Genomic DNA, 17,242 nt, shown 5'->3' with positions numbered 1-17,242 from the left:
CCGCTGCCGGCGACATGGCTCGCCTGGCACCGGCGCGGCATCACTTTGCGCCTTTTCGGCGGGGCTTCCGGCCGCTGGCGGCGCGCTCGGCCTGGCGTTGGTTCCAGGCTTCCAACTGCGCCAGATAACGCTCGCGCGCCTGTTCATAGATATCGAAAATGCAGGGCACGCAACCGCTGCCGCAACAGTCTTCCAGTTCCGGTTCGATGGGCGGCGTCGGCGCCGGATCGTCGAGCGGGCTGGCGCTATCTTGCTGGGCGGATTTTCTAGAGTTCATCGATGAACGACATGGGAACAACATGGTTGATACGAAACCGGACGGCGCCACCGAAGCATCTGTCTGTGCCGCCCAGGAAAAGAACCGGCATTGAAATTATTCAATTCCAGCCAGAAAAACAGGGAGCGAATGTTCGATGTGCACCGATTGACTGGGAGATTTTCACAAGCCACTCTACTTGTACGGCGAGATTAACGATTTTTCCCACTATTTGTTGGACACTGGAGAAATTTTCGCCAGATCGGCCACCGCCGCCCGCAGACGCCGGGCAACACGCATCCGACCGCATCCATCATTGAGGAAACCCCTATGTTAATGTCGTCCCACGATCCGTTCCAGCCGCGCCGCCAGCTCTGTCCCCGCTGCCAACGCGCCCAGACGGCATGCATCTGCCACTGGATCTCGCCGATCGACCATCTCTTCGACGTGCTGATCCTGCAGCATCCGCTGGAAGCCGGCAGCGCCAAGAACAGCGCCCGCCTGCTGCATCTGAGCCTGCCGCACAGCAAGCTGGCCGTGGGAGAAATTTTCGACCCGGCCGAGTTGCATGCCTTGCTGCACGCGCCGTCGATGCTCCCCTCCGGCGCCGGCATCGAGCCGCCGATGCAGCCGGTGCTGCTCTATACCGAAGATGCCGGCACGCCGGCCAGCTCCCGTTTCGATGCGCGCACGATGTCGGTCGATGGCCGGCCGCCGTCGCAACGGCTGCGGCTGGTGATCCTGGACGGCACCTGGCGCAAGAGCCGCAAGATGCTGCACGAGAATCCGCTGCTGCATACGCTGCCGCGGCTGGCGCTGCAAGACACGCCGCTGTCGCAATACGTGATCCGCAAGGCGCATAAGCCGGAACAGTTATCCACGCTGGAAGCCGCCGGTTATGCGCTGATGCAGCTGGAGAAAAACAGCGAGAAGTACCATCCGCTGCTGACCGCCTTCGATGGCTTCGTGCTGCAGCAGACCCAGCTGCGCAGCCGCGGCCAGGCCAGCCGGCGCGGCGACTGACCCCGCGGAGGCGGCCGCGCATCTTTTCCCGGCGCCCGCGCGGGCCAGCGGAATTGAAACAAAATCCGACTGCGCTGCAACTAGGCCCTGGATATGCTGTCCGACCCCGCCAATGAGCATATAATTGCGCGATCCTCGACAATTGGCGATTGCGCTCAATTCCTATCCAGCGACCAACCAAGATGAGTTCAGAATTCCAACAACTGGCCGACAAAGTCGCCCAGCTCGCCCGACTGGCACAGAACCTGCACGATGAAAATGCCGAGCTGCGCCGTCACGTCAAGACGCTGACCGAAGACAATGCGCAATTGAACCAGCGCATCGATGAAGCCTACCAACGCGTCAGCGCGGTGCTGTCCGAACTGCCCGCCGCCGAACCCGAGGCGCCTGCGGAAACCACTGAGGAGGCCGCATGAGCGTCATCCAGATCCAGGCCACCATCATGGGCCAGCCCTATACGCTGGCCTGCCGTGAAGGCGAACAGGCTGCCTTGCACCACGCGGTCAGCTATCTCGACCAGAAGATGCGCACCATCCGCGATGCCGGCAAGGTCAAGGGCACCGACCGTATCGCCGTGATGGCCGCCCTGGGCATCGCCGCCGAACTGCTCTCCACCCAGCAAGCCGAAGGCCCGTTCGCCGGCCTGACCATCGCCGAATGGAAACAGCAGGTCGCCGCCATCAACGACGTGCTGGACCAGGCGCTGGCGCCGCAGGAAAAACTGTTCTGAATCCGGCTGCGCTCAAAAAGAAAAACGGCTGTCTGCGCGACAGCCGTTTTTTATTGTGATGCGCCCTTGCCATGCCCCTCCATCGCGCCATTGCATTGCCAGATGCGCAACGCGCCGCCACATCGGCGCAGGTTATTGCGGCAAGCCGATGTGAAACTGTTCTCTCAATGCAAGAAGCCGGCTCAACCGGAAAGATAGAGCAGGAAACAAGCGCATACACAAGCCTGTTCCGTTACAAATTCGCGCTATATTTTTGTAGTAAGTCCTTGGACTCGCCGGCCGATTGCGTTAGACTTTGTACTCCTGCCGTGTTCGCGTTTGCCATATATTCCTTGAACCATTTACGAGCATAGGTTGTGGGATCGTTTGATGGGCGTGAGCATCGCTAGTCCGATGAACCCGAAATTGAACTACTGCAGCCAACTTGAACCGTCAGGTTCAGGATGCCGGCACAGCGGCACAGGCGGGACTTGATTCCATAGAAAACGGCTGCATCCGCAGCCGTTTTTTATTTCTTCATGCCTTTTCACGCCGTTATTCCTTGCGCCCCCGATATCGGCCGGCGCAACGGCGCCCGGCTCCTTCAGATATCCCGCTTCCTGGCGCCCTTGCGCTCGTGCCCGACTTCGGCGATGGCATCCTGGAATTCGGTCACATCCTCGAAACTCTTGTACACCGAAGCGAAACGGATATAGGCGATCTTGTCCAGGCGCTTGAGTTCGCGCATGACCAGTTCGCCGATCTGGCCCGACACCACTTCGCGCGCACCGCTTTGCAGCAGCTTTTCCTGGATGCTCTGGATGGCGGCGTCGAGCGCCTCGGCCGATACCGGACGCTTGCGCAGCGCCAACACCAGGCTGCCGCGCAGCTTGGCCGGGTCGAACTCGGTACGGCTGCCGTTCTTCTTGACGATCACCGGCATCGTCAGCTCGATGCGCTCATAGGTGGTGAAACGCTTGTCGCAATTGTCGCAGCGGCGCCGGCGGCGGATCGAGCTGCCGTCTTCGGAAACGCGCGTGTCCAGCACCGGTGTGTCTTCGTGATTGCAGAATGGGCACTTCATGGCGGCAATGGGCGATCGTTACATTGTTGCGTTATCCGTATCTGCCGGCCTGCTGCTTGGCAAACACGCTCAAACCACATGGTACTGCGGATAAGCGACGGCGCCCTGTCCCGGGCGCCGTCGCTCGGCGCGAACTACAAACCAGCCATGGCGGCCTGGCGGCCCCATGCGGTCATGCGGTCGTCATCAGCCGTAGACCGGGAACGCGTCGGTCAGCTGCTTGACTTCGGCCTTCACGCGCTCGATGGTGGCGGCGTCATGCGGGTTGTCCAGCACGTCGGCGATCAGGTTGCCGACCTTTTCCGCTTCCGCTTCCTTGAAGCCGCGGGTGGTCATGGCCGGGCTGCCCAGGCGGATGCCGGAAGTCACGAACGGCTTTTCCGGATCGTTGGGGATGCCGTTCTTGTTGCAGGTGATGTGGGCCGAACCCAGGATCGCCTCGGCTTCCTTGCCGGTCAGCTTCTTCGGGCGCAGGTCCACCAGCATCACGTGCGACTCGGTGCCGCCGGAGACGATGCGCAAGCCGCGCTTGATCAGGGTCTTGGCCAGCACGTCGGCGTTCTTCACCACTTGCTGCTGGTAAGCCTTGAATTCCGGCGAGGCGGCTTCCTTGAAGGCCACGGCCTTGGCCGCGATGACGTGCATCAGCGGGCCGCCCTGGATACCCGGGAAGATCGCCGAGTTGATGGCCTTTTCATGCTCGGCCTTCATCAGGATCACGCCGCCGCGCGGGCCGCGCAGGGACTTGTGGGTGGTCGAGGTGACGAAGTCGGCGTGCGGCACCGGGTTCGGGTAGACGCCGGCGGCGATCAGGCCGGCATAGTGGGCCATGTCGACCATGAAGTAGGCGCCGACTTCCTTGGCGATCCTGGCGAAGCGCTCGAAATCGATGCGCAGCGAGTAGGCCGACGCGCCGGCGATGATCAGCTTGGGCTTCTTCTCGCGCGCCAGGGCTTCCATGGCTTCGTAGTCGATCTCTTCCTTGTCGTTCAGGCCGTAGGAGACGACGTTGAACCACTTGCCGGACATGTTCAGCGCCATGCCGTGGGTCAGGTGGCCGCCTTCGGCCAGCGACATGCCCATGATGGTGTCGCCCGGCTTCAACATGGCGAAGAACACGCCCTGGTTGGCCTGGGAGCCGGAGTTCGGCTGCACGTTGGCGGCTTCGGCGCCGAACAATGCCTTCAGGCGGTCGATCGCCAGCTGCTCGGCGATGTCCACGTATTCGCAGCCGCCGTAATAGCGCTTGCCCGGATAGCCTTCGGCGTACTTGTTGGTCAGTTGCGAACCCTGGGCTTCCATCACCGCCGGCGAGGTGTAGTTTTCCGAAGCGATCAGCTCGATGTGCTCTTGCTGGCGGGTGTTTTCCTTTTGGATGGCAGACCACAGGTCCGGATCGACTTTTGCGAGAGTCTGGTTCTTGTCAAACATGGTTTCTCCAAATTGATAAGGTGCGGCCGAAGACCAACCGTCACGGCGGCACGATGCCGCTCGGGTCGACTTCAACATCGAATGAGGGCCAAACAGGTGGGATTGCGGGCAGCCTCAGTCGTACTTTCCATTCGGCTGCCCAGGCGCACGGCTGATGAAATCTCACGCTTCCCGATGGATACCCATCTTGGCCGAAGATGCTCCGGCCTTTCGCCAGTCACGTGAGACGAAATGGTGAGCGCATTGTATTGAAATGGGGCGATTTCAGCAAGACGGTTCGCCATCGCGCAACACCGCCCGGCCATCCCCGAAAGCGAGCCTGTCCTCGTAAAAACCGGCTTTGGGCTACAATTTCGTTTTCTTTCCGGGACGGCAATCCCGCCGGGCCAAGCGCCCGCGCCAAGGCTGCCGCCGGCCCCGCACCACAACAGGAGATTTGCAGATGGTCGTTTTGATTACAGGAGCAACCGCAGGATTCGGCGCCGCCATGGCGCGCAAATTCGCCAAGAACGGCCATAAGGTGATCGCCGCCGGCCGCCGCAAGGAACGCCTGGATGAACTGGTCAACGAGCTGGGCGCCGGCAATGTGCTGCCGCTGGTGCTGGACGTGACCAGCAAGCAATCGATCGAATCCGGCCTGGCCAGCCTGCAGGGCGAGTGGAAAGACATCGACGTGCTGGTCAACAACGCCGGCCTGGCCCTGGGCCTGGGCCCGGCTCACGAAGTCGCGCTGTCGGACTGGGAAACCATGATCGACACCAACGTCAAGGGCCTGGTGACCATCACCCACGCCCTGCTGCCCTCGCTGGTCAAGCGCGGCAGCGGCACCATCATCAACCTGGGCTCGGTAGCCGGCGCCTACCCTTATCCGGGCGGCAACGTCTATGGCGCCACCAAGGCCTTCGTCGACCAGTTCACGCTGAACCTGCGCGCCGACCTGGTCGGCACCGGCGTGCGCGCCACCAACCTGGCGCCGGGCCTGTGCGGCGGCACCGAGTTCTCCAACGTGCGCTTCAAGGGCGACGACTCGGCCGCGGCCAAGGTCTATGAAGGCACCCAGCCGCTGACCGCCGAGGATATCGCCGAAGCCGCCTTCTGGGTCGCCACCATGCCGGCGCACGTGAACATCAATTACATGGAACTGATGCCGACTTGCCAAGGCTTTTCGCCCTTCAACATCAAGCGCAAACAGTAATGGATGAGGTAGAATGAGAGTCTGCTGCGGTGCCACAACGCCGCAGCTCTCACATTCCACCGGGCCCTGGCCGTTTCATGCAAGCAACATTTTTCGTGCCGCTGCAACTACAATTCGCCGAATAACAAGAAGCATATGAGTGCCGCCAGTAGTCCGTTCGACTGGAAGATCCGAGTCTATTACGAAGATACCGACACCGGCGGTGTCGTCTTCTACGCCAATTACCTGAAATTCTTCGAGCGCGCCCGCACCGAGTGGCTGCGCTCCTTCGGTTTCCAGCAACAACGCCTGGCCGAAACCACCGGCGCCATCTTCGTGGTCAAGGGCACCAGCGTCGATTATCTCTCCCCGGCCCGCCTGGACGATGAACTCAAGCTCACCGTCGTGGTCGAAAAGCTCCGAAACGCTTCCATTGAGTTTGTCCAGGAAGCCTGGCGCCTGCCGTCGGGGAACGGCGCCGCCGGAAATAACCAGGAAGCAACACTGCTGGCACGGGGACGCATCACCGTGGTCTGCGTCGATGCCGCAAGCTTCCGCCCGCAACAAATTCCCGCAGAACTGCTTTCGCGCATCAAGGCTGCCCCTGGACCAATCCGGCAGGACGCGCCATGAGCCCGCCAGCGCCCGGGATATGCCGGCCGCCGGCAAGCTTTTCTTGACAAGTGCCGGTATCGGAACCGAAATCTTTGCTCTTACAATGAACCCCGTCTGATTTGCAGTCCTTTTAATTGCCGCCCTTTTAGCCGCCACACTTCCCCATGAACGTCACACAAGACCTGTCCTTCATTTCGCTGATCGCCAACGCGTCCGTCCTGGTGCAACTGGTGATGCTGCTGCTGCTGTCTGCATCGGTCATCAGCTGGACCTACATCTTCCGCAAGATGTTCGCCATCCGCAGCGCCCGCATACAGACCGAAGAATTCGAGCGCGTCTTCTGGTCCGGCGGCAACCTCGCCGCGCTGTACCAGGACGCCCTCTCCAACCGCCGCAAGGCGGGCGGCAGCGGCGGCGCGCTGGAACGCATCTTCCAGGCCGGCATGGGTGAATTCAACAAGGCCAAGGCCTCGGTGGCCGCACGCGGCGGCGCGGCCGACAACGGCGCCCTGCTCGACGGCGCGCGCCGCGCCATGCGCGCGGCCTACCAGCGCGAGATGGATGCGCTGGAATCGCACCTGGCCTTCCTGGCCTCGGTCGGTTCGGTCTCGCCCTACGTCGGCCTGTTCGGCACCGTGTGGGGCATCATGAACGCCTTCCGCGGCCTGGCCAACGTGCAACAGGCCACCCTGGCGGCGGTCGCCCCCGGCATTGCCGAAGCGCTGATCGCCACCGCCATCGGCCTGTTCGCGGCGATTCCGGCCGTGGTGGCCTACAACCGCTACTCGCACGACATCGACCGCCTGGCGATCCGCTTCGAAAGCTTCATCGAAGAATTCTCCAACATCTTGCAACGTCAGGCACGCTAATGGCCGGCTCATCGATGCGCGGGGGCCGCACCCGCAAATTCAAGTCAGAGATCAACGTCGTGCCTTACATCGACGTGATGCTGGTGCTGCTGATCATCTTCATGGTCGCCGCCCCCATTACCAATCCGAGCGTGATCAACCTGCCGACCGCCGGCAAGTCCACGCAGCCGCCGGCCGACTACATCGAAATCGCCCTCAAGCCCAACACCCAGGCCACGATCCGCCTCAACGGCCCCAAGAGCGGCGGCAAGAAGGCCGAAACCGTGACCGGCAAGGTCGACCTGTCCGAGCGCCTGCAGGCATTGCACGCCGACAATCCGGACCTGGCGGTGATGATCTCGGCCGACAAGGACATCAAGTACGACGAGGTGGTGCAGGTGATTTCCGAAGTGAAGAAACAGGGGATCGCGCGCGTCGGCCTGGCCACCAAGTAAGCAAGCAGTCAACATGAGCGACAACTCTCCGTACAACATCCCCAGGCCTCCCGGCCGCTGGCGCGCCATCGCGCTGGCGCTGGTGATGCACGTCGCGCTGTTCCTGTTCTTCTGGATCGGCATCCGTTGGCAAAACGAGACGCCGCTGACGGTCGAGGCCGAAATCTGGGATCCGCAATACAAGGAAGCGGCGCCCCTGCCCGTGCCGCCGCCCCAGCCGGAACCGCAACCCGAGCCGCAACCGAAAGTCCAGCCCGAGCCGAAACCCGAGCCGCCCAAGGTGATCGACGAACCCAAGGTCGAAAAACCCGATATCGCCCTGGAAAAAGAGAAAAAGCGCAAGCAAGAGCTGGAGCAGAAACAACAGCAGGAAAAAGCGGAAAAAGAGAAGGCGGAAAAGGAAAAGCAGGAACGCGAGAAGAAAGAAAAGCTCGAAGCCGAGGAGCAGAAGAAACTGAAGGAAGACAAGCAGAAAGAGGAAGACGCCAAGAAGAAGGCCGATGCCGAGAAGCAAGCTGCCGACAAGAAGAAACAGCAGCAGGCCGCCGCCGACGCCAAGGCCGCCGAACAGCGCCGCCAGGACGACCTGAAGCGCATGATGGGCCAGGCCACCAGCGCCACCGGCGGCAGCGGCACGGCCGAGAAGTCGCAGGGGCCGCGCGGCAACCCGGATTACGCCAACAAACTGCGCGCCAAGATTCGTTCCAATACGATCTTCGACGTTCCCGGCGACCTGAGCGGAAACCCGGCCGTGGAGTACACTGTCGAACTCTTCCCGGATGGCACGGTGCGCAGCGTGCGCAACAACAAGTCGTCCGGGGTGCCGGGCTTTGACGATGCGGTGCGCCAGGCCATCATGAAGTCCCAGCCGTTCCCGCCGGACAAGGATGGCAAGGTGCCGTCCAGCTTCACCTTTACCCACAAACCGAAAGATCAGTAAACGATGAGAAATGTCCGTTACCTGACCAGCATTGCAGTAGCCGCCGTCGGCCTGGCCCTGGCGCCAGCCTCGCAGGCGCAGTTGCGCTTCGAGATCACCGGCGTGGGCGCCACCCAGATCCCCATCGCCGTGGCCGCCTTCCCCGGCGAAGAGGCCGCGCCGCAGCAGATCACCGCCATCGTCAAGGCCGACCTGGCCCGCAGCGGCGTGTTCAAGCTCATCGACAACAGCGACGCGCTGTCGGACTCGTCCACCATCAACTACGCCGACTGGCAAAAGCGCGGCGCCAACGCGCTGGCCGTAGGCAGCGTGCAACGCCTGGCCGACGGCCGCTTCGACGTGCGCTACCGCCTGTTCGACACCGTGCAGTCGAGCCAGCTGTCGGCCCTATCCTTCGGCAGCCAGTCGCAGCTGATCCGCCTGACCGCGCACAAGATCGCCGACGACATCTACCAGAAACTGACCGGCATCCCCGGCATCTTCTCGACCCGCATCGCCTACGTCACCAAGTCGGGCAGCGAATACCGCCTGGAAGTAGCCGACGCCGACGGCGAAGGCAACCAGGTCGCGCTGCGCTCGAACGAACCCATCATTTCGCCGTCCTGGTCGCCCGACGGCACCAAGGTGGCCTATGTGTCGTTCGAAGCCAAGAAACCCATCATCTACATCCAGAACCTGGTGACCCGCCAGCGCTCCATCGTCGCCAACTTCAAGGGCAGCAACTCGGCCCCATCGTGGTCGCCCGACGGCTCGCGCCTGGCGGTGGCGCTGTCGCGCGACGGCCTGACCCAGGTCTACATCATCAATGCCGACGGCTCCGGCCTGCGCCGCCTGACCAACACCTCCGGCATCGACACCGAACCGCGCTTCTCGCCTGACGGCGGCAGCATCTACTTCACCAGCGACCGCAGCGGCGGCCCGCAGATCTACAAGGTCAGCGTAGACGGCGGCAGCGCCCAGCGCGTCACCTTCAACGGCAGCTACAACATCAGCCCGCGCATCTCGCCCGACGGCAAGACGCTGGCTTTCATCTCGCGCCGCGACGGCCGCTTCCAGCTGTACGCGCTGGACCTGACCAATGGCCAGGAGCAACGCCTGTCGGACACCGACCGAGACCAATCGCCCAGCTTTGCCCCCAACGGCAAATACATTATGTACGCGACGGAAGCTGGTCGTCGCGGATCCCTTGCCATCGTATCTGTCGATGGCCGTGTCAAGCAGCGTCTGACAACGCAAGTCGGAGATATCAGGGAACCGACTTGGGGTCCGTTCATGAAATAAAGAAATCCAACACTCACATTCATCACGACAAGGAGAAATCCAAAATGCGTACCATCAGCACCCTCGCCCTCATCGTCTCCAGCGCTGTTCTGCTGGCCGCTTGCTCCTCCACCAAACTGGACGACAAGAACGCCCCCGTTGAAAACCGCGCCGGTTCCGGCAGCGGCGCCGATATGCGCGCCGTCGGCACCGTCAACGCCGGCTCCGCCGACCCGCTGAACGACCCGCAAGGCGTTCTGGCCAAGCGCAGCGTCTACTTCGACTACGACAGCTTCACCGTCAAGGATGAATACCGCACCGTGGTTGAAAACCACGCCAAGTACCTGGTGGCCAACAAGGACCGCAAGGTGATCATCCAGGGCAACACCGATGATCGCGGCGGCGCCGAGTACAACCTGGCCCTGGGCCAGAAGCGTGCAGAAGCCGTGCGCAAGGCACTGGTGCTGCTGGGCGTGTCGGAATCGCAAGTCGAAGCCGTATCCTTCGGCAAGGAAAAGCCGAAGGCCCTGGGCCAGGACGAAGCCTCCTACGCTGAAAACCGTCGCGCCGACATCGCTTATCAGTGATCGACATGCGTACCGCTTTCAAACTGAAATCGGTAACTGTGGCGGCCGTGCTGGCCGCCACAGCCTGGTTACCGCTCACCGCCCACGCCGCCCTGTTTGGCGATGACGAGGCGCGCAAGGCGATCCTGGAGATCCGCGCCAAGATCGACGCCCTGCAGCACGACATTGCCAACAAAGCCGACAAGAACAGCGCACTCACACTCTCCGACCGCAACGACAACCTGCAATCGCAGATCTCGGCGCTGCGCGGCCAGATCGAAGTGCTGACCAACGAGGTCACCAACACCCAGCAGCGGCAAAAGGATTTTTACGTTGACCTCGACGCGCGCCTGCGCAAGCTCGAACCGCAACAGGTCAATGTCGACGGCCAGACGGTTGCCGTCGGCGTCTCCGAACAGCAGGCCTACGATGCCGCGCTGTCCCAGTTCAAGGGCGGCGACTACAAGGGCGCGGCCAATGCCTTTGGCGACTTCATCAAACGCTACCCGCAATCGGGCTACGCCGCCTCGGCGCAGTATTGGCAAGGCAACTCCCTGTACGCCCAGCGCGACTACAAGGGCGCCATCGCGGCCCAGCAGAACGTCGTGAAGAACTACCCGGACAATCCCAAGGTAGCCGACGCCATGCTCAACATCGGCAGCTCGCAAGCCGAACTGAAGGACAAGGCCGCCGCGAAGAAAACGCTGGAGCAACTGATCGCCAAATACCCGAACAGCCCGGCCGCGCAGACCGCCAAGGAACGCCTGCCCACGCTGAAATAAGAGTCCTGCCGGCAAACCGGCTGTTGTATAGCGTTTTACGCAGGGATTTGACACCGCCAATGAAGTTTGCCTATAATTGCGGTCTTTCGGGTCGTTAGCTCAGTTGGTAGAGCAGCGGACTTTTAATCCGTTGGTCGCAGGTTCGAGTCCCGCACGGCCTACCAGAAATTCAGCAGTAACAATTCAGCAGCAACAAAAAGGGTTCCAATTGCTTGGAACCCTTTTTTGTTTTTATCGCAAGACATCGCCACACTCGGCGCAAACTGCTTCGCAACGCTAGGGATTTAACCTCGCCGCCAGACGCAGCACTTCATCGATTGCCTGATCGTCATCCAGCTCGCCGCGCAGCGCCGCTGCTACCGCATTGCCGGCGTCGCGCTGGAACTCCGCGTAACCGGGCATGCGCGGCCTGACCCAGACGCTCTCCATCGATGCCCGCACCGAGGAATAGAAGCCGTTGAAGAGTGCATCGTTTTCCTTGCGTTCCCAGGACGACAGCAACGCCGGCTGGCCATGGTTTTCGGGAATCGTCCGGTCCTGAACCTGGGCGCCGACCATGTAGGCGACGAAGGCCAGCGCCGCCTGCGGTGCTTTCGAATAACGCGATACGCCCAGCGCGGTGCCGCCGATGGCGGAACCGGCATGATACGGCGCCCGCAAACCGGCGAAATCGGCGAAGGCCAGCGGCTTGCGCATGTCGGCTTCGCCGTAGGTCGCATAACCGTAGACGCAAGGGCAATACGCGATATCGTCGCGCGCCACCATGGCTTCGTGCAGATCGATGCTGTTCCAGCCCAAGGCTTCCGGCGGACAAAACGCCAGCAGGCGTCGCACCCATTGCAGGCCGTCCTTGAAGGCGGTGCGATCGATCGTGAATGCCTGATCCGGCGCGGTGCTCCACGGCTGCCCCTGATTCGCCATCAGGGCGGCAACGGCAAGCAAGGCATGCGGCGTTTCCACGCTCAAGCCCAGTTTCAATCCCCGCTTTTGCAAACGCTCACCCAAGGCCACCGCCTGCGCCCAGGTTTGCGGCACCGCTTCGCCGGCGGCGTCGAGCAGATCCTGGCGCACCAGCGCGTGCTGGGTCGCGGCATCGATAGGCGCGCCCCAGACGCTGCCGCGATAACGGTAGCTGGTCAGCGAGGCGCCGACGTAATTGCGATCGGCCTGTTCACCGAACAATTGCGGGAAATGTTTTTCCAGCGGCAGAAACACTTCTCCTTTTGCAATATCGCCGCTGAAAGGGTGGTCGTAAATCACCATGTCGTAAGCGCGGGCGACGCCATCGATGCCTTGATGCTCGAAGTCGCTCAGGGGCCGCTGCTCGACCTTGATCTCGATCCCGGGATGCGCGGCATGGAAGCCGGCAAGCGCCGCCAGCAGCGGATCGACGGCACGCCGGTGGCTCCAGCAAATGACGCTCAGCGATGTCGGCTCGCTCATGCGATCACCTTCGGATCGCGCTCCATCACGGTCAGGTGCTCGCAGGCGATGACGACTTCCTGGCGCTGATTGAACATTTCCACCAGCTCGACCAGCAGGCCATTTTCCGGTTTTTTGTGATCGCGCTTTTCCTTGATGGTGGTCTTGACCGTGATCGTGTCGCCGATGAACACCGGCCGGATAAACCGCAGCCGGTCGTAACCGTAGGAAATGCCGCGCGGATTGATCACGCCGGTGGTCATGCCGATGCCGACGCTGAAGATCAGCGTGCCATGCGCGATACGCTGCTTGAACGGCTGGGTCGCGCACCATTCGGCATCGACGTGATGCGGATAATAATCGCCGGTCTGCCCGGCATGCATGACGATATCGGCTTCGGTAATGGTGCGACCGGTGGACAGGCGAAAATCGCCGATCACGTATTCTTCAAGATATTTTTCGACAATCATTATTTGCTCTCCTGAGTATGAAATTGCGCACGGATGGCGGCGGTGTCTTCGCCGATTTTCGGCGCGCCTTTGCGTGAAGTCAGAATGTGGCCGTCGATGCGGATCGGGCAGCGCGTCGTCACCAGCCTGGCGCCGCTGCCGGTAAACACTTCCTGCACCATGTTCAGCGCCTTGAATCCCTCATGCTCGATCAGACGCGGCCAGTTCAGCACGTCGGCGCACCAGATATCGGCCGGCTCCAGAATCGCCAACCAGTAGGCGGTCGATTGCTGTTGCAGATGCTTCCACAAGATGTTCTTGATGACGTCGCGCTCGGAGAACCAGCGCGTGCGGTCGCTGTATTCCAGCAGCGCATCGCAACCCAGCAATTGGCCAAGACGTTCGACCGGATTCATGGCCACCGCAATGTATCCGTCAGCGGTGGCATACACGCCGTAAGGCGCGCTCAGATAGGCGCTGGCGCTGCCGATCTCGCTGCGTTGCGGCGGCGTGCCGTCGCCGTTCAGATAGGTGCTGATCAGTTCGAACTGGAAGTCCAGCGTCGACTCCAGCAGGCTGGCATCGACCCGGCCGCCCTGCCCGGTGATGCCGCGCCGCACCAGCGCCGCCAGGATGCCCTGCACCAGATGCGCGCCGGTAAAGATATCGGCCACCGCCACGCCGACCGGGGTCGGGCCGTGATCGGCATTGCCGTTCAACCAGGTCAGGCCGGACAGCGATTGCACCAGCAGGTCCTGGCCCGGCTTGTCGCGCCACGGCCCTTCGCTGCCGTAACCGGTGATCGAGGCATACACCAGCCGCGGGTTGGCCTTGCGCACGCTAGCGCAATCGAAGCCGAGCCGGTCCATGATGCCGGGACGGAAATTCTGGATCAGCACATCGGCTTGCGCGATCAGCTTCCAGATTTCCTCGCGATCGGCGGCATCTTTCAGGTTGGCGGCAAAGCTGCGCTTGTTGCGGTTGATCGTATGGAACAAGGTGCTGTCGCCATCCAGCTCCAGATTCGATACATACAATTGGCGGCTCAGATCGCCGCCGTCCGGCCGCTCGATCTTGATGACGTCGGCGCCCAGGTCGGCCAGCCGCAGCCCGGCCGAGGGGCCGGCCAGGAATTGGCTGAAATCCAGCACCAGCAAACCCTGCAATGGCAAGACCGGCGTAGTGTCAGCTGCGGCTGCGCTCTTGTGGTTGGTCGAAGACATGATGTTTCTTTCCTGAAAAATAAATATTTACTGCATCAGCAGCGACGGCAACAGCAATGAGATTTGCGGCACGGCGGTAACCAGCGTCAGCACGATCAGCATCGCCAGCAGCAGCGAGAGCGATTCCTTGGTGGCATTGGCGAGCGACACCTTCAAGATGCTGCAGGTGGTGAACAGCAGCGTGCCGACCGGCGGATGGGCGCCGCCCAGCGTCAGGTTAAGGACCATGATGATGCCGAAGTGAACCGGGTCGATGCCCAGCTTCAGGATCACCGGCACCAGGATCGGCGTCAGCAGAATCAGCGCGGCGGTGCCTTCGATCACCATGCCGACCAGCAGCAGCAATACATTGATCAGCAACAGCAGCAGGCCCGGATGATTGGTGAGCGCAATCAGCGCCGACGCCAGTTGCGCGGGAATGTCTTCCCACACCATGTAATAACCGAGCGTGGCGGCGCTGCAGATGATCAGCATCACCACCGACGTGGTGCCGATGGTTTCCGACAGGATGATGGGCACATGCTTCCAGCGCAGTTCGCGATGCAGCACGACGCCGACGAAGGCCGCGTACAGCACGGCGATCGCACCGGCCTCGGTCGGCGTGAACACGCCGCCGCGGATGCCGATGATGATGAACACCGGCAGCGACAAGGCCCATACCGAGTCGGTAAAGGCGCGCCACAATTCCTTGCCGGTCGCCATCTTCGAGCGCGCCGGCACATAGCCGCGTTTCTTCGACACCAGATAGACCGCGACCATCAGGGCAACCGCCAGCAGCAGCCCCGGAATCACGCCGGCGATGAACAGCTTGCCGACCGATACATTGGCCAGATAGGCATAGACGATCATGCCGATGCTGGGCGGGATCATCGCCACGATCACCGACGAGCAGGCGATCGTGGCCGCGGCGAAGCCGGCGCTGTAGCCGCCGCGCACCATCGACGGCCCGAGCATCTTGGCCAGCATCGCCGCGTCGGCATTGGCGGATGCGGTCAGGCCGCCCATCATCGTCGCCAAGAGGATATTGATTTGCGCCAGTCCGCCCACGAAGTGCCCGACAAAGGCCTCGGCCAGCGCCAGCAAGCGGCGCGTGATGCCGGCGGCGTTCATGATGCTGCCGGCCAGAACAAAGAAGGGCAGCGCCAGCAAGGGAAAGGATTCCGTGGTGCTGACAATGCGTTGCGACACCAGGTCGATGGGCAAATCGCCGCCGATGAAGAAATACAGCATCGCCGGCGCGATCATGGCAATGGCCACCGGCACATTGACCGCCAGCAGCAGGAACATCAGGAAAGCAGGCCATAAAGTCATTTGTCTTCTCCCGGCTGGCGCAGGCGGCGCACGGCGAACATGGCGTGGCGTATCGTCATCAGCGCGAAGCCGACGGCCGCGCCGCTATAGGTGACGCTTTGCGGTATGCGCAAAATCGTGGTCGGCGCGTCGATGGTGGCGATCGAAAACTTGAGCGCCAGCCCGGCCACGGCCGCCAGCGTCAGGAACACGAAAATATCCACCAGCAATTGCAGCCATCTGCGCGGCGCCGCCGGCAGGTGCTCGATCGCCAGATCGATGGAAATATGTTCGCCGCGCTTGAATACGGCGGCCGCGCCGACGAACACGGTCCAGGCGAACGCGATGCCGGCGACTTCGCCGCTCCAGGCGGCCGGCTGCGCCAGCAGGTAGCGCGTGACCACGCCCCAGGTGACCGACAGCACGATGACGACCAGGCCGATGCCGGCGACGATTTCTTCCAGCGACAGGTCGGAAAAACGGATTTCTTTTTCCGGCGGACTGTCGGCCTTGACGGATAGTTCAGACATGAGGATGCCTCCAGGTGAACTGGTAATGCGCGATAAAGGAAAGCGGCCTGCCGATGCCTCTGGTGCTGCGCAGGCCGGGCAAGGAAGTTAGCGGCGGATCATTTCTGGTCCAGGATCTTGCGGATGCGCGGATACAGGCCCGGCGTCCATTTCGGGAAGGCCGCATAGACCGGCGCGGTGGCATCGCGGAAGGCCTTGACGTTGACATCGGACACGACCGTCACGCCCTGCTTCTTCAGGTCTTCGATCAGCTTCTTGTCGTTCTCGATGGTGGTCGCGGTCATGGCTTCGCCGGCCTTGACCGACTCTTCGACCAGGATCTTTTGCAGGTCGGGCGACAGCGATTCGAAGACTTTTTCATTCATCACCAGGCCGACGTAGGCCGTGAAATGGCCGGTCAGCGACAGGATCTTGCGTTGCTCCTGCAATTTGGAACCGACCAGCGAACCGAGCGGCGCTTCGACTGCATCGACCACGTTCTGCGCCAATGCGCTATAGACCTCGGTCCACGGCAGCGGCACGCCACGCGCGCCCAGCGCCTTGAAGGTTTCCACCCACATCGGATTGGGCGCGATGCGCACCGTCACGCCCTTGATATCGGCCGGCGAGCGGAACGGCTTGCTGCCGATCATGTTGCGGATGCCGAAAAAGTAATTGAAGGACAAGGCGCGAAAACCGGCCTTCTGCATTTCCTTGTCCATTTCCTTGTACCAGTCGCTGGCCAGCAGCATCTTGAATTGCTGCGGATTGTCGAGCAGATAAGGGCCGTTCATCACGCCCAGGTCGGGCACGTAATCGGCCATGAACGCCGGGTCGGCCAACTGGATGATCGGCGCGCCGTGGCGCACCTGCTCATACACCTCTTTATTGGGGCCGAGCTGCTCGGACGGGAACACGCTGATGCGCAGCTTGCCGCCGGAACGTTCATTGACCGCCTTGGCAAAAGCTTCCGACGCTTTGTGTACCGGCTCGCTGGTGGATAAGGCATGGGCCAGGCGCAACTTGACTTGCGCGGCAGCGGGGATGGCGGTGGCGCCCAATGCCATGACGGCACCCAGCGCGAGTAAAATCTGACGCATCTTTGTCTCCTGTAACGGCGAAGCTGCGCTTCACCTGATTAATGTACCGGTGGGCCGGTTTATAAAATATGGATGTTCTGCATGCCGAGGCGATGCAGCCTGCGTT

Annotated in this window: 20 protein-coding genes, 1 tRNA gene, 1 other RNA gene and 1 riboswitch; of the genes, 13 read left to right on the top strand and 9 right to left on the bottom strand. The window is 61.9% G+C overall.

The genetic code is table 11. From position 1 onward, the window contains the following. Positions 1-40: 40 nt before the first annotated feature. Complete coding sequence (locus AC07N6_RS04960; RefSeq protein ID WP_494781198.1) at positions 41-277, bottom strand: oxidoreductase-like domain-containing protein; 237 nt, start codon at positions 275-277, stop codon at positions 41-43. A gap of 309 nt (positions 278-586) precedes the next feature. Between AC07N6_RS04960 and AC07N6_RS04955 the strand changes: the two genes are divergently transcribed. The 4 genes from AC07N6_RS04955 to ssrS all read left to right on the top strand — a co-directional run bounded on the left by AC07N6_RS04955 (position 587) and on the right by ssrS (position 2,483). Further along, complete coding sequence (locus AC07N6_RS04955; protein ID WP_494781197.1) at positions 587-1,279, top strand: tRNA-uridine aminocarboxypropyltransferase; 693 nt, start codon at positions 587-589, stop codon at positions 1,277-1,279. 182 nt (positions 1,280-1,461) lie between these two features. Further along, a complete protein-coding gene (locus tag AC07N6_RS04950; protein ID WP_494781196.1) occupies positions 1,462-1,695 on the top strand; it encodes a DUF904 domain-containing protein in 234 nt (77 codons plus the stop codon). Continuing rightward, complete coding sequence (locus AC07N6_RS04945) at positions 1,692-2,009, top strand: cell division protein ZapA (RefSeq protein WP_494781195.1); 318 nt, start codon at positions 1,692-1,694, stop codon at positions 2,007-2,009. The genes AC07N6_RS04950 and AC07N6_RS04945 overlap by 4 nt, the downstream gene beginning before the upstream one ends. A 297-nt stretch (positions 2,010-2,306) precedes the next feature. Next, a non-coding RNA gene (gene ssrS, locus AC07N6_RS04940) (6S RNA) lies at positions 2,307-2,483 on the top strand. A gap of 109 nt (positions 2,484-2,592) precedes the next feature. On the opposite strand, the gene nrdR is transcribed toward ssrS, so the two are convergent. Together nrdR and glyA are read right to left on the bottom strand one after the other, a co-directional pair. Then, complete coding sequence (nrdR, locus tag AC07N6_RS04935) at positions 2,593-3,072, bottom strand: transcriptional regulator NrdR (protein ID WP_494781194.1); 480 nt, start codon at positions 3,070-3,072, stop codon at positions 2,593-2,595. A gap of 186 nt (positions 3,073-3,258) precedes the next feature. Continuing rightward, the gene (glyA, locus tag AC07N6_RS04930; RefSeq protein ID WP_494781193.1) at positions 3,259-4,503 is read right to left on the bottom strand and encodes a serine hydroxymethyltransferase; all 1,245 of its coding nucleotides are present in this window, start codon (positions 4,501-4,503) and stop codon (positions 3,259-3,261) included. A gap of 130 nt (positions 4,504-4,633) precedes the next feature. Beyond that, a riboswitch (ZMP/ZTP riboswitch) is annotated at positions 4,634-4,734 on the bottom strand. Positions 4,735-4,945: 211 nt separating this feature from the next. Here glyA and AC07N6_RS04925 point away from each other — a divergent pair. The 9 genes from AC07N6_RS04925 to AC07N6_RS04885 all read left to right on the top strand — a co-directional run bounded on the left by AC07N6_RS04925 (position 4,946) and on the right by AC07N6_RS04885 (position 11,307). Further along, positions 4,946-5,698, top strand: a complete 753-nt coding sequence (locus AC07N6_RS04925; RefSeq protein ID WP_494781192.1) for an SDR family oxidoreductase — start codon at positions 4,946-4,948, stop codon at positions 5,696-5,698. A 135-nt stretch (positions 5,699-5,833) separates the two neighbouring features. Continuing rightward, a complete protein-coding gene (ybgC, locus tag AC07N6_RS04920; RefSeq protein WP_494781191.1) occupies positions 5,834-6,310 on the top strand; it encodes a tol-pal system-associated acyl-CoA thioesterase in 477 nt (158 codons plus the stop codon). A gap of 146 nt (positions 6,311-6,456) precedes the next feature. Continuing rightward, positions 6,457-7,161 (top strand): protein TolQ, encoded by a 705-nt coding sequence (tolQ, locus tag AC07N6_RS04915; protein WP_141917386.1) that lies wholly within the window; start codon positions 6,457-6,459, stop codon positions 7,159-7,161. Further along, positions 7,161-7,595, top strand: coding sequence for an ExbD/TolR family protein (locus AC07N6_RS04910; protein ID WP_141917389.1), 435 nt, complete (start codon positions 7,161-7,163; stop codon positions 7,593-7,595). The genes tolQ and AC07N6_RS04910 overlap by 1 nt, the downstream gene beginning before the upstream one ends. Positions 7,596-7,608: 13 nt before the next feature. Continuing rightward, a complete protein-coding gene (gene tolA / locus AC07N6_RS04905; RefSeq protein WP_494781190.1) occupies positions 7,609-8,535 on the top strand; it encodes a cell envelope integrity protein TolA in 927 nt (308 codons plus the stop codon). 3 nt (positions 8,536-8,538) lie between these two features. Beyond that, positions 8,539-9,816 carry a Tol-Pal system beta propeller repeat protein TolB gene (tolB, locus tag AC07N6_RS04900; protein ID WP_494781189.1) on the top strand — a complete coding sequence of 426 codons (1,278 nt, stop codon included), beginning with the start codon at positions 8,539-8,541 and terminating at the stop codon, positions 9,814-9,816. Positions 9,817-9,860: 44 nt separating this feature from the next. Beyond that, the gene (pal, locus tag AC07N6_RS04895; RefSeq protein ID WP_494781188.1) at positions 9,861-10,382 is read left to right on the top strand and encodes a peptidoglycan-associated lipoprotein Pal; all 522 of its coding nucleotides are present in this window, start codon (positions 9,861-9,863) and stop codon (positions 10,380-10,382) included. 5 nt (positions 10,383-10,387) lie between these two features. Continuing rightward, positions 10,388-11,143: a tol-pal system protein YbgF gene (gene ybgF / locus AC07N6_RS04890; protein WP_494781187.1), complete on the top strand. Its 756-nt coding sequence runs from the start codon at positions 10,388-10,390 to the stop codon at positions 11,141-11,143. A gap of 88 nt (positions 11,144-11,231) precedes the next feature. After that, a tRNA-Lys gene (locus AC07N6_RS04885) sits at positions 11,232-11,307 on the top strand. 112 nt (positions 11,308-11,419) lie between these two features. Here the strand turns inward: AC07N6_RS04885 and AC07N6_RS04880 are convergent. The 6 genes from AC07N6_RS04880 to AC07N6_RS04855 form a co-directional block, all read right to left on the bottom strand. Further along, positions 11,420-12,586 (bottom strand): ABC transporter substrate-binding protein, encoded by a 1,167-nt coding sequence (locus AC07N6_RS04880; RefSeq protein ID WP_494781186.1) that lies wholly within the window; start codon positions 12,584-12,586, stop codon positions 11,420-11,422. Beyond that, a complete protein-coding gene (locus tag AC07N6_RS04875) occupies positions 12,583-13,035 on the bottom strand; it encodes a MaoC family dehydratase (RefSeq protein WP_494781185.1) in 453 nt (150 codons plus the stop codon). Before AC07N6_RS04875 ends, AC07N6_RS04880 begins: the two co-directional genes overlap by 4 nt. Next, complete coding sequence (locus tag AC07N6_RS04870; protein WP_494781184.1) at positions 13,035-14,237, bottom strand: CaiB/BaiF CoA transferase family protein; 1,203 nt, start codon at positions 14,235-14,237, stop codon at positions 13,035-13,037. The genes AC07N6_RS04875 and AC07N6_RS04870 overlap by 1 nt, the downstream gene beginning before the upstream one ends. A gap of 27 nt (positions 14,238-14,264) precedes the next feature. Beyond that, complete coding sequence (locus AC07N6_RS04865) at positions 14,265-15,548, bottom strand: TRAP transporter large permease (protein ID WP_494781183.1); 1,284 nt, start codon at positions 15,546-15,548, stop codon at positions 14,265-14,267. Further along, complete coding sequence (locus AC07N6_RS04860) at positions 15,545-16,057, bottom strand: TRAP transporter small permease (protein WP_494781182.1); 513 nt, start codon at positions 16,055-16,057, stop codon at positions 15,545-15,547. The genes AC07N6_RS04865 and AC07N6_RS04860 overlap by 4 nt, the downstream gene beginning before the upstream one ends. Positions 16,058-16,155: 98 nt before the next feature. Further along, positions 16,156-17,136 carry a C4-dicarboxylate TRAP transporter substrate-binding protein gene (locus tag AC07N6_RS04855; protein WP_494781181.1) on the bottom strand — a complete coding sequence of 327 codons (981 nt, stop codon included), beginning with the start codon at positions 17,134-17,136 and terminating at the stop codon, positions 16,156-16,158. Between the last annotated feature and the right edge of the window lie 106 nt (positions 17,137-17,242).

It is taken from the genome of Herbaspirillum sp. GW821-FHT09A12 (assembly GCF_059418325.1).
This window is presented reverse-complemented; position numbering and strand designations above follow the sequence as displayed.

Bases quoted from the DNA above. Each gene is read 5' to 3' on its own strand.
- AC07N6_RS04960 (WP_494781198.1), bottom strand. From the start codon at position 277: ATGAACTCTAGAAAATCCGCCCAGCAAGATAGCGCCAGCCCGCTCGAC.
- AC07N6_RS04955 (WP_494781197.1), top strand. From the start codon at position 587: ATGTTAATGTCGTCCCACGATCCGTTCCAGCCGCGCCGCCAGCTCTGT.
- AC07N6_RS04950 (WP_494781196.1), top strand. From the start codon at position 1,462: ATGAGTTCAGAATTCCAACAACTGGCCGACAAAGTCGCCCAGCTCGCC.
- AC07N6_RS04945 (WP_494781195.1), top strand. From the start codon at position 1,692: ATGAGCGTCATCCAGATCCAGGCCACCATCATGGGCCAGCCCTATACG.
- nrdR (WP_494781194.1), bottom strand. From the start codon at position 3,072: ATGAAGTGCCCATTCTGCAATCACGAAGACACACCGGTGCTGGACACG.
- glyA (WP_494781193.1), bottom strand. From the start codon at position 4,503: ATGTTTGACAAGAACCAGACTCTCGCAAAAGTCGATCCGGACCTGTGG.
- AC07N6_RS04925 (WP_494781192.1), top strand. From the start codon at position 4,946: ATGGTCGTTTTGATTACAGGAGCAACCGCAGGATTCGGCGCCGCCATG.
- ybgC (WP_494781191.1), top strand. From the start codon at position 5,834: ATGAGTGCCGCCAGTAGTCCGTTCGACTGGAAGATCCGAGTCTATTAC.
- tolQ (WP_141917386.1), top strand. From the start codon at position 6,457: ATGAACGTCACACAAGACCTGTCCTTCATTTCGCTGATCGCCAACGCG.
- AC07N6_RS04910 (WP_141917389.1), top strand. From the start codon at position 7,161: ATGGCCGGCTCATCGATGCGCGGGGGCCGCACCCGCAAATTCAAGTCA.
- tolA (WP_494781190.1), top strand. From the start codon at position 7,609: ATGAGCGACAACTCTCCGTACAACATCCCCAGGCCTCCCGGCCGCTGG.
- tolB (WP_494781189.1), top strand. From the start codon at position 8,539: ATGAGAAATGTCCGTTACCTGACCAGCATTGCAGTAGCCGCCGTCGGC.
- pal (WP_494781188.1), top strand. From the start codon at position 9,861: ATGCGTACCATCAGCACCCTCGCCCTCATCGTCTCCAGCGCTGTTCTG.
- ybgF (WP_494781187.1), top strand. From the start codon at position 10,388: ATGCGTACCGCTTTCAAACTGAAATCGGTAACTGTGGCGGCCGTGCTG.
- AC07N6_RS04880 (WP_494781186.1), bottom strand. From the start codon at position 12,586: ATGAGCGAGCCGACATCGCTGAGCGTCATTTGCTGGAGCCACCGGCGT.
- AC07N6_RS04875 (WP_494781185.1), bottom strand. From the start codon at position 13,035: ATGATTGTCGAAAAATATCTTGAAGAATACGTGATCGGCGATTTTCGC.
- AC07N6_RS04870 (WP_494781184.1), bottom strand. From the start codon at position 14,237: ATGTCTTCGACCAACCACAAGAGCGCAGCCGCAGCTGACACTACGCCG.
- AC07N6_RS04865 (WP_494781183.1), bottom strand. From the start codon at position 15,548: ATGACTTTATGGCCTGCTTTCCTGATGTTCCTGCTGCTGGCGGTCAAT.
- AC07N6_RS04860 (WP_494781182.1), bottom strand. From the start codon at position 16,057: ATGTCTGAACTATCCGTCAAGGCCGACAGTCCGCCGGAAAAAGAAATC.
- AC07N6_RS04855 (WP_494781181.1), bottom strand. From the start codon at position 17,136: ATGCGTCAGATTTTACTCGCGCTGGGTGCCGTCATGGCATTGGGCGCC.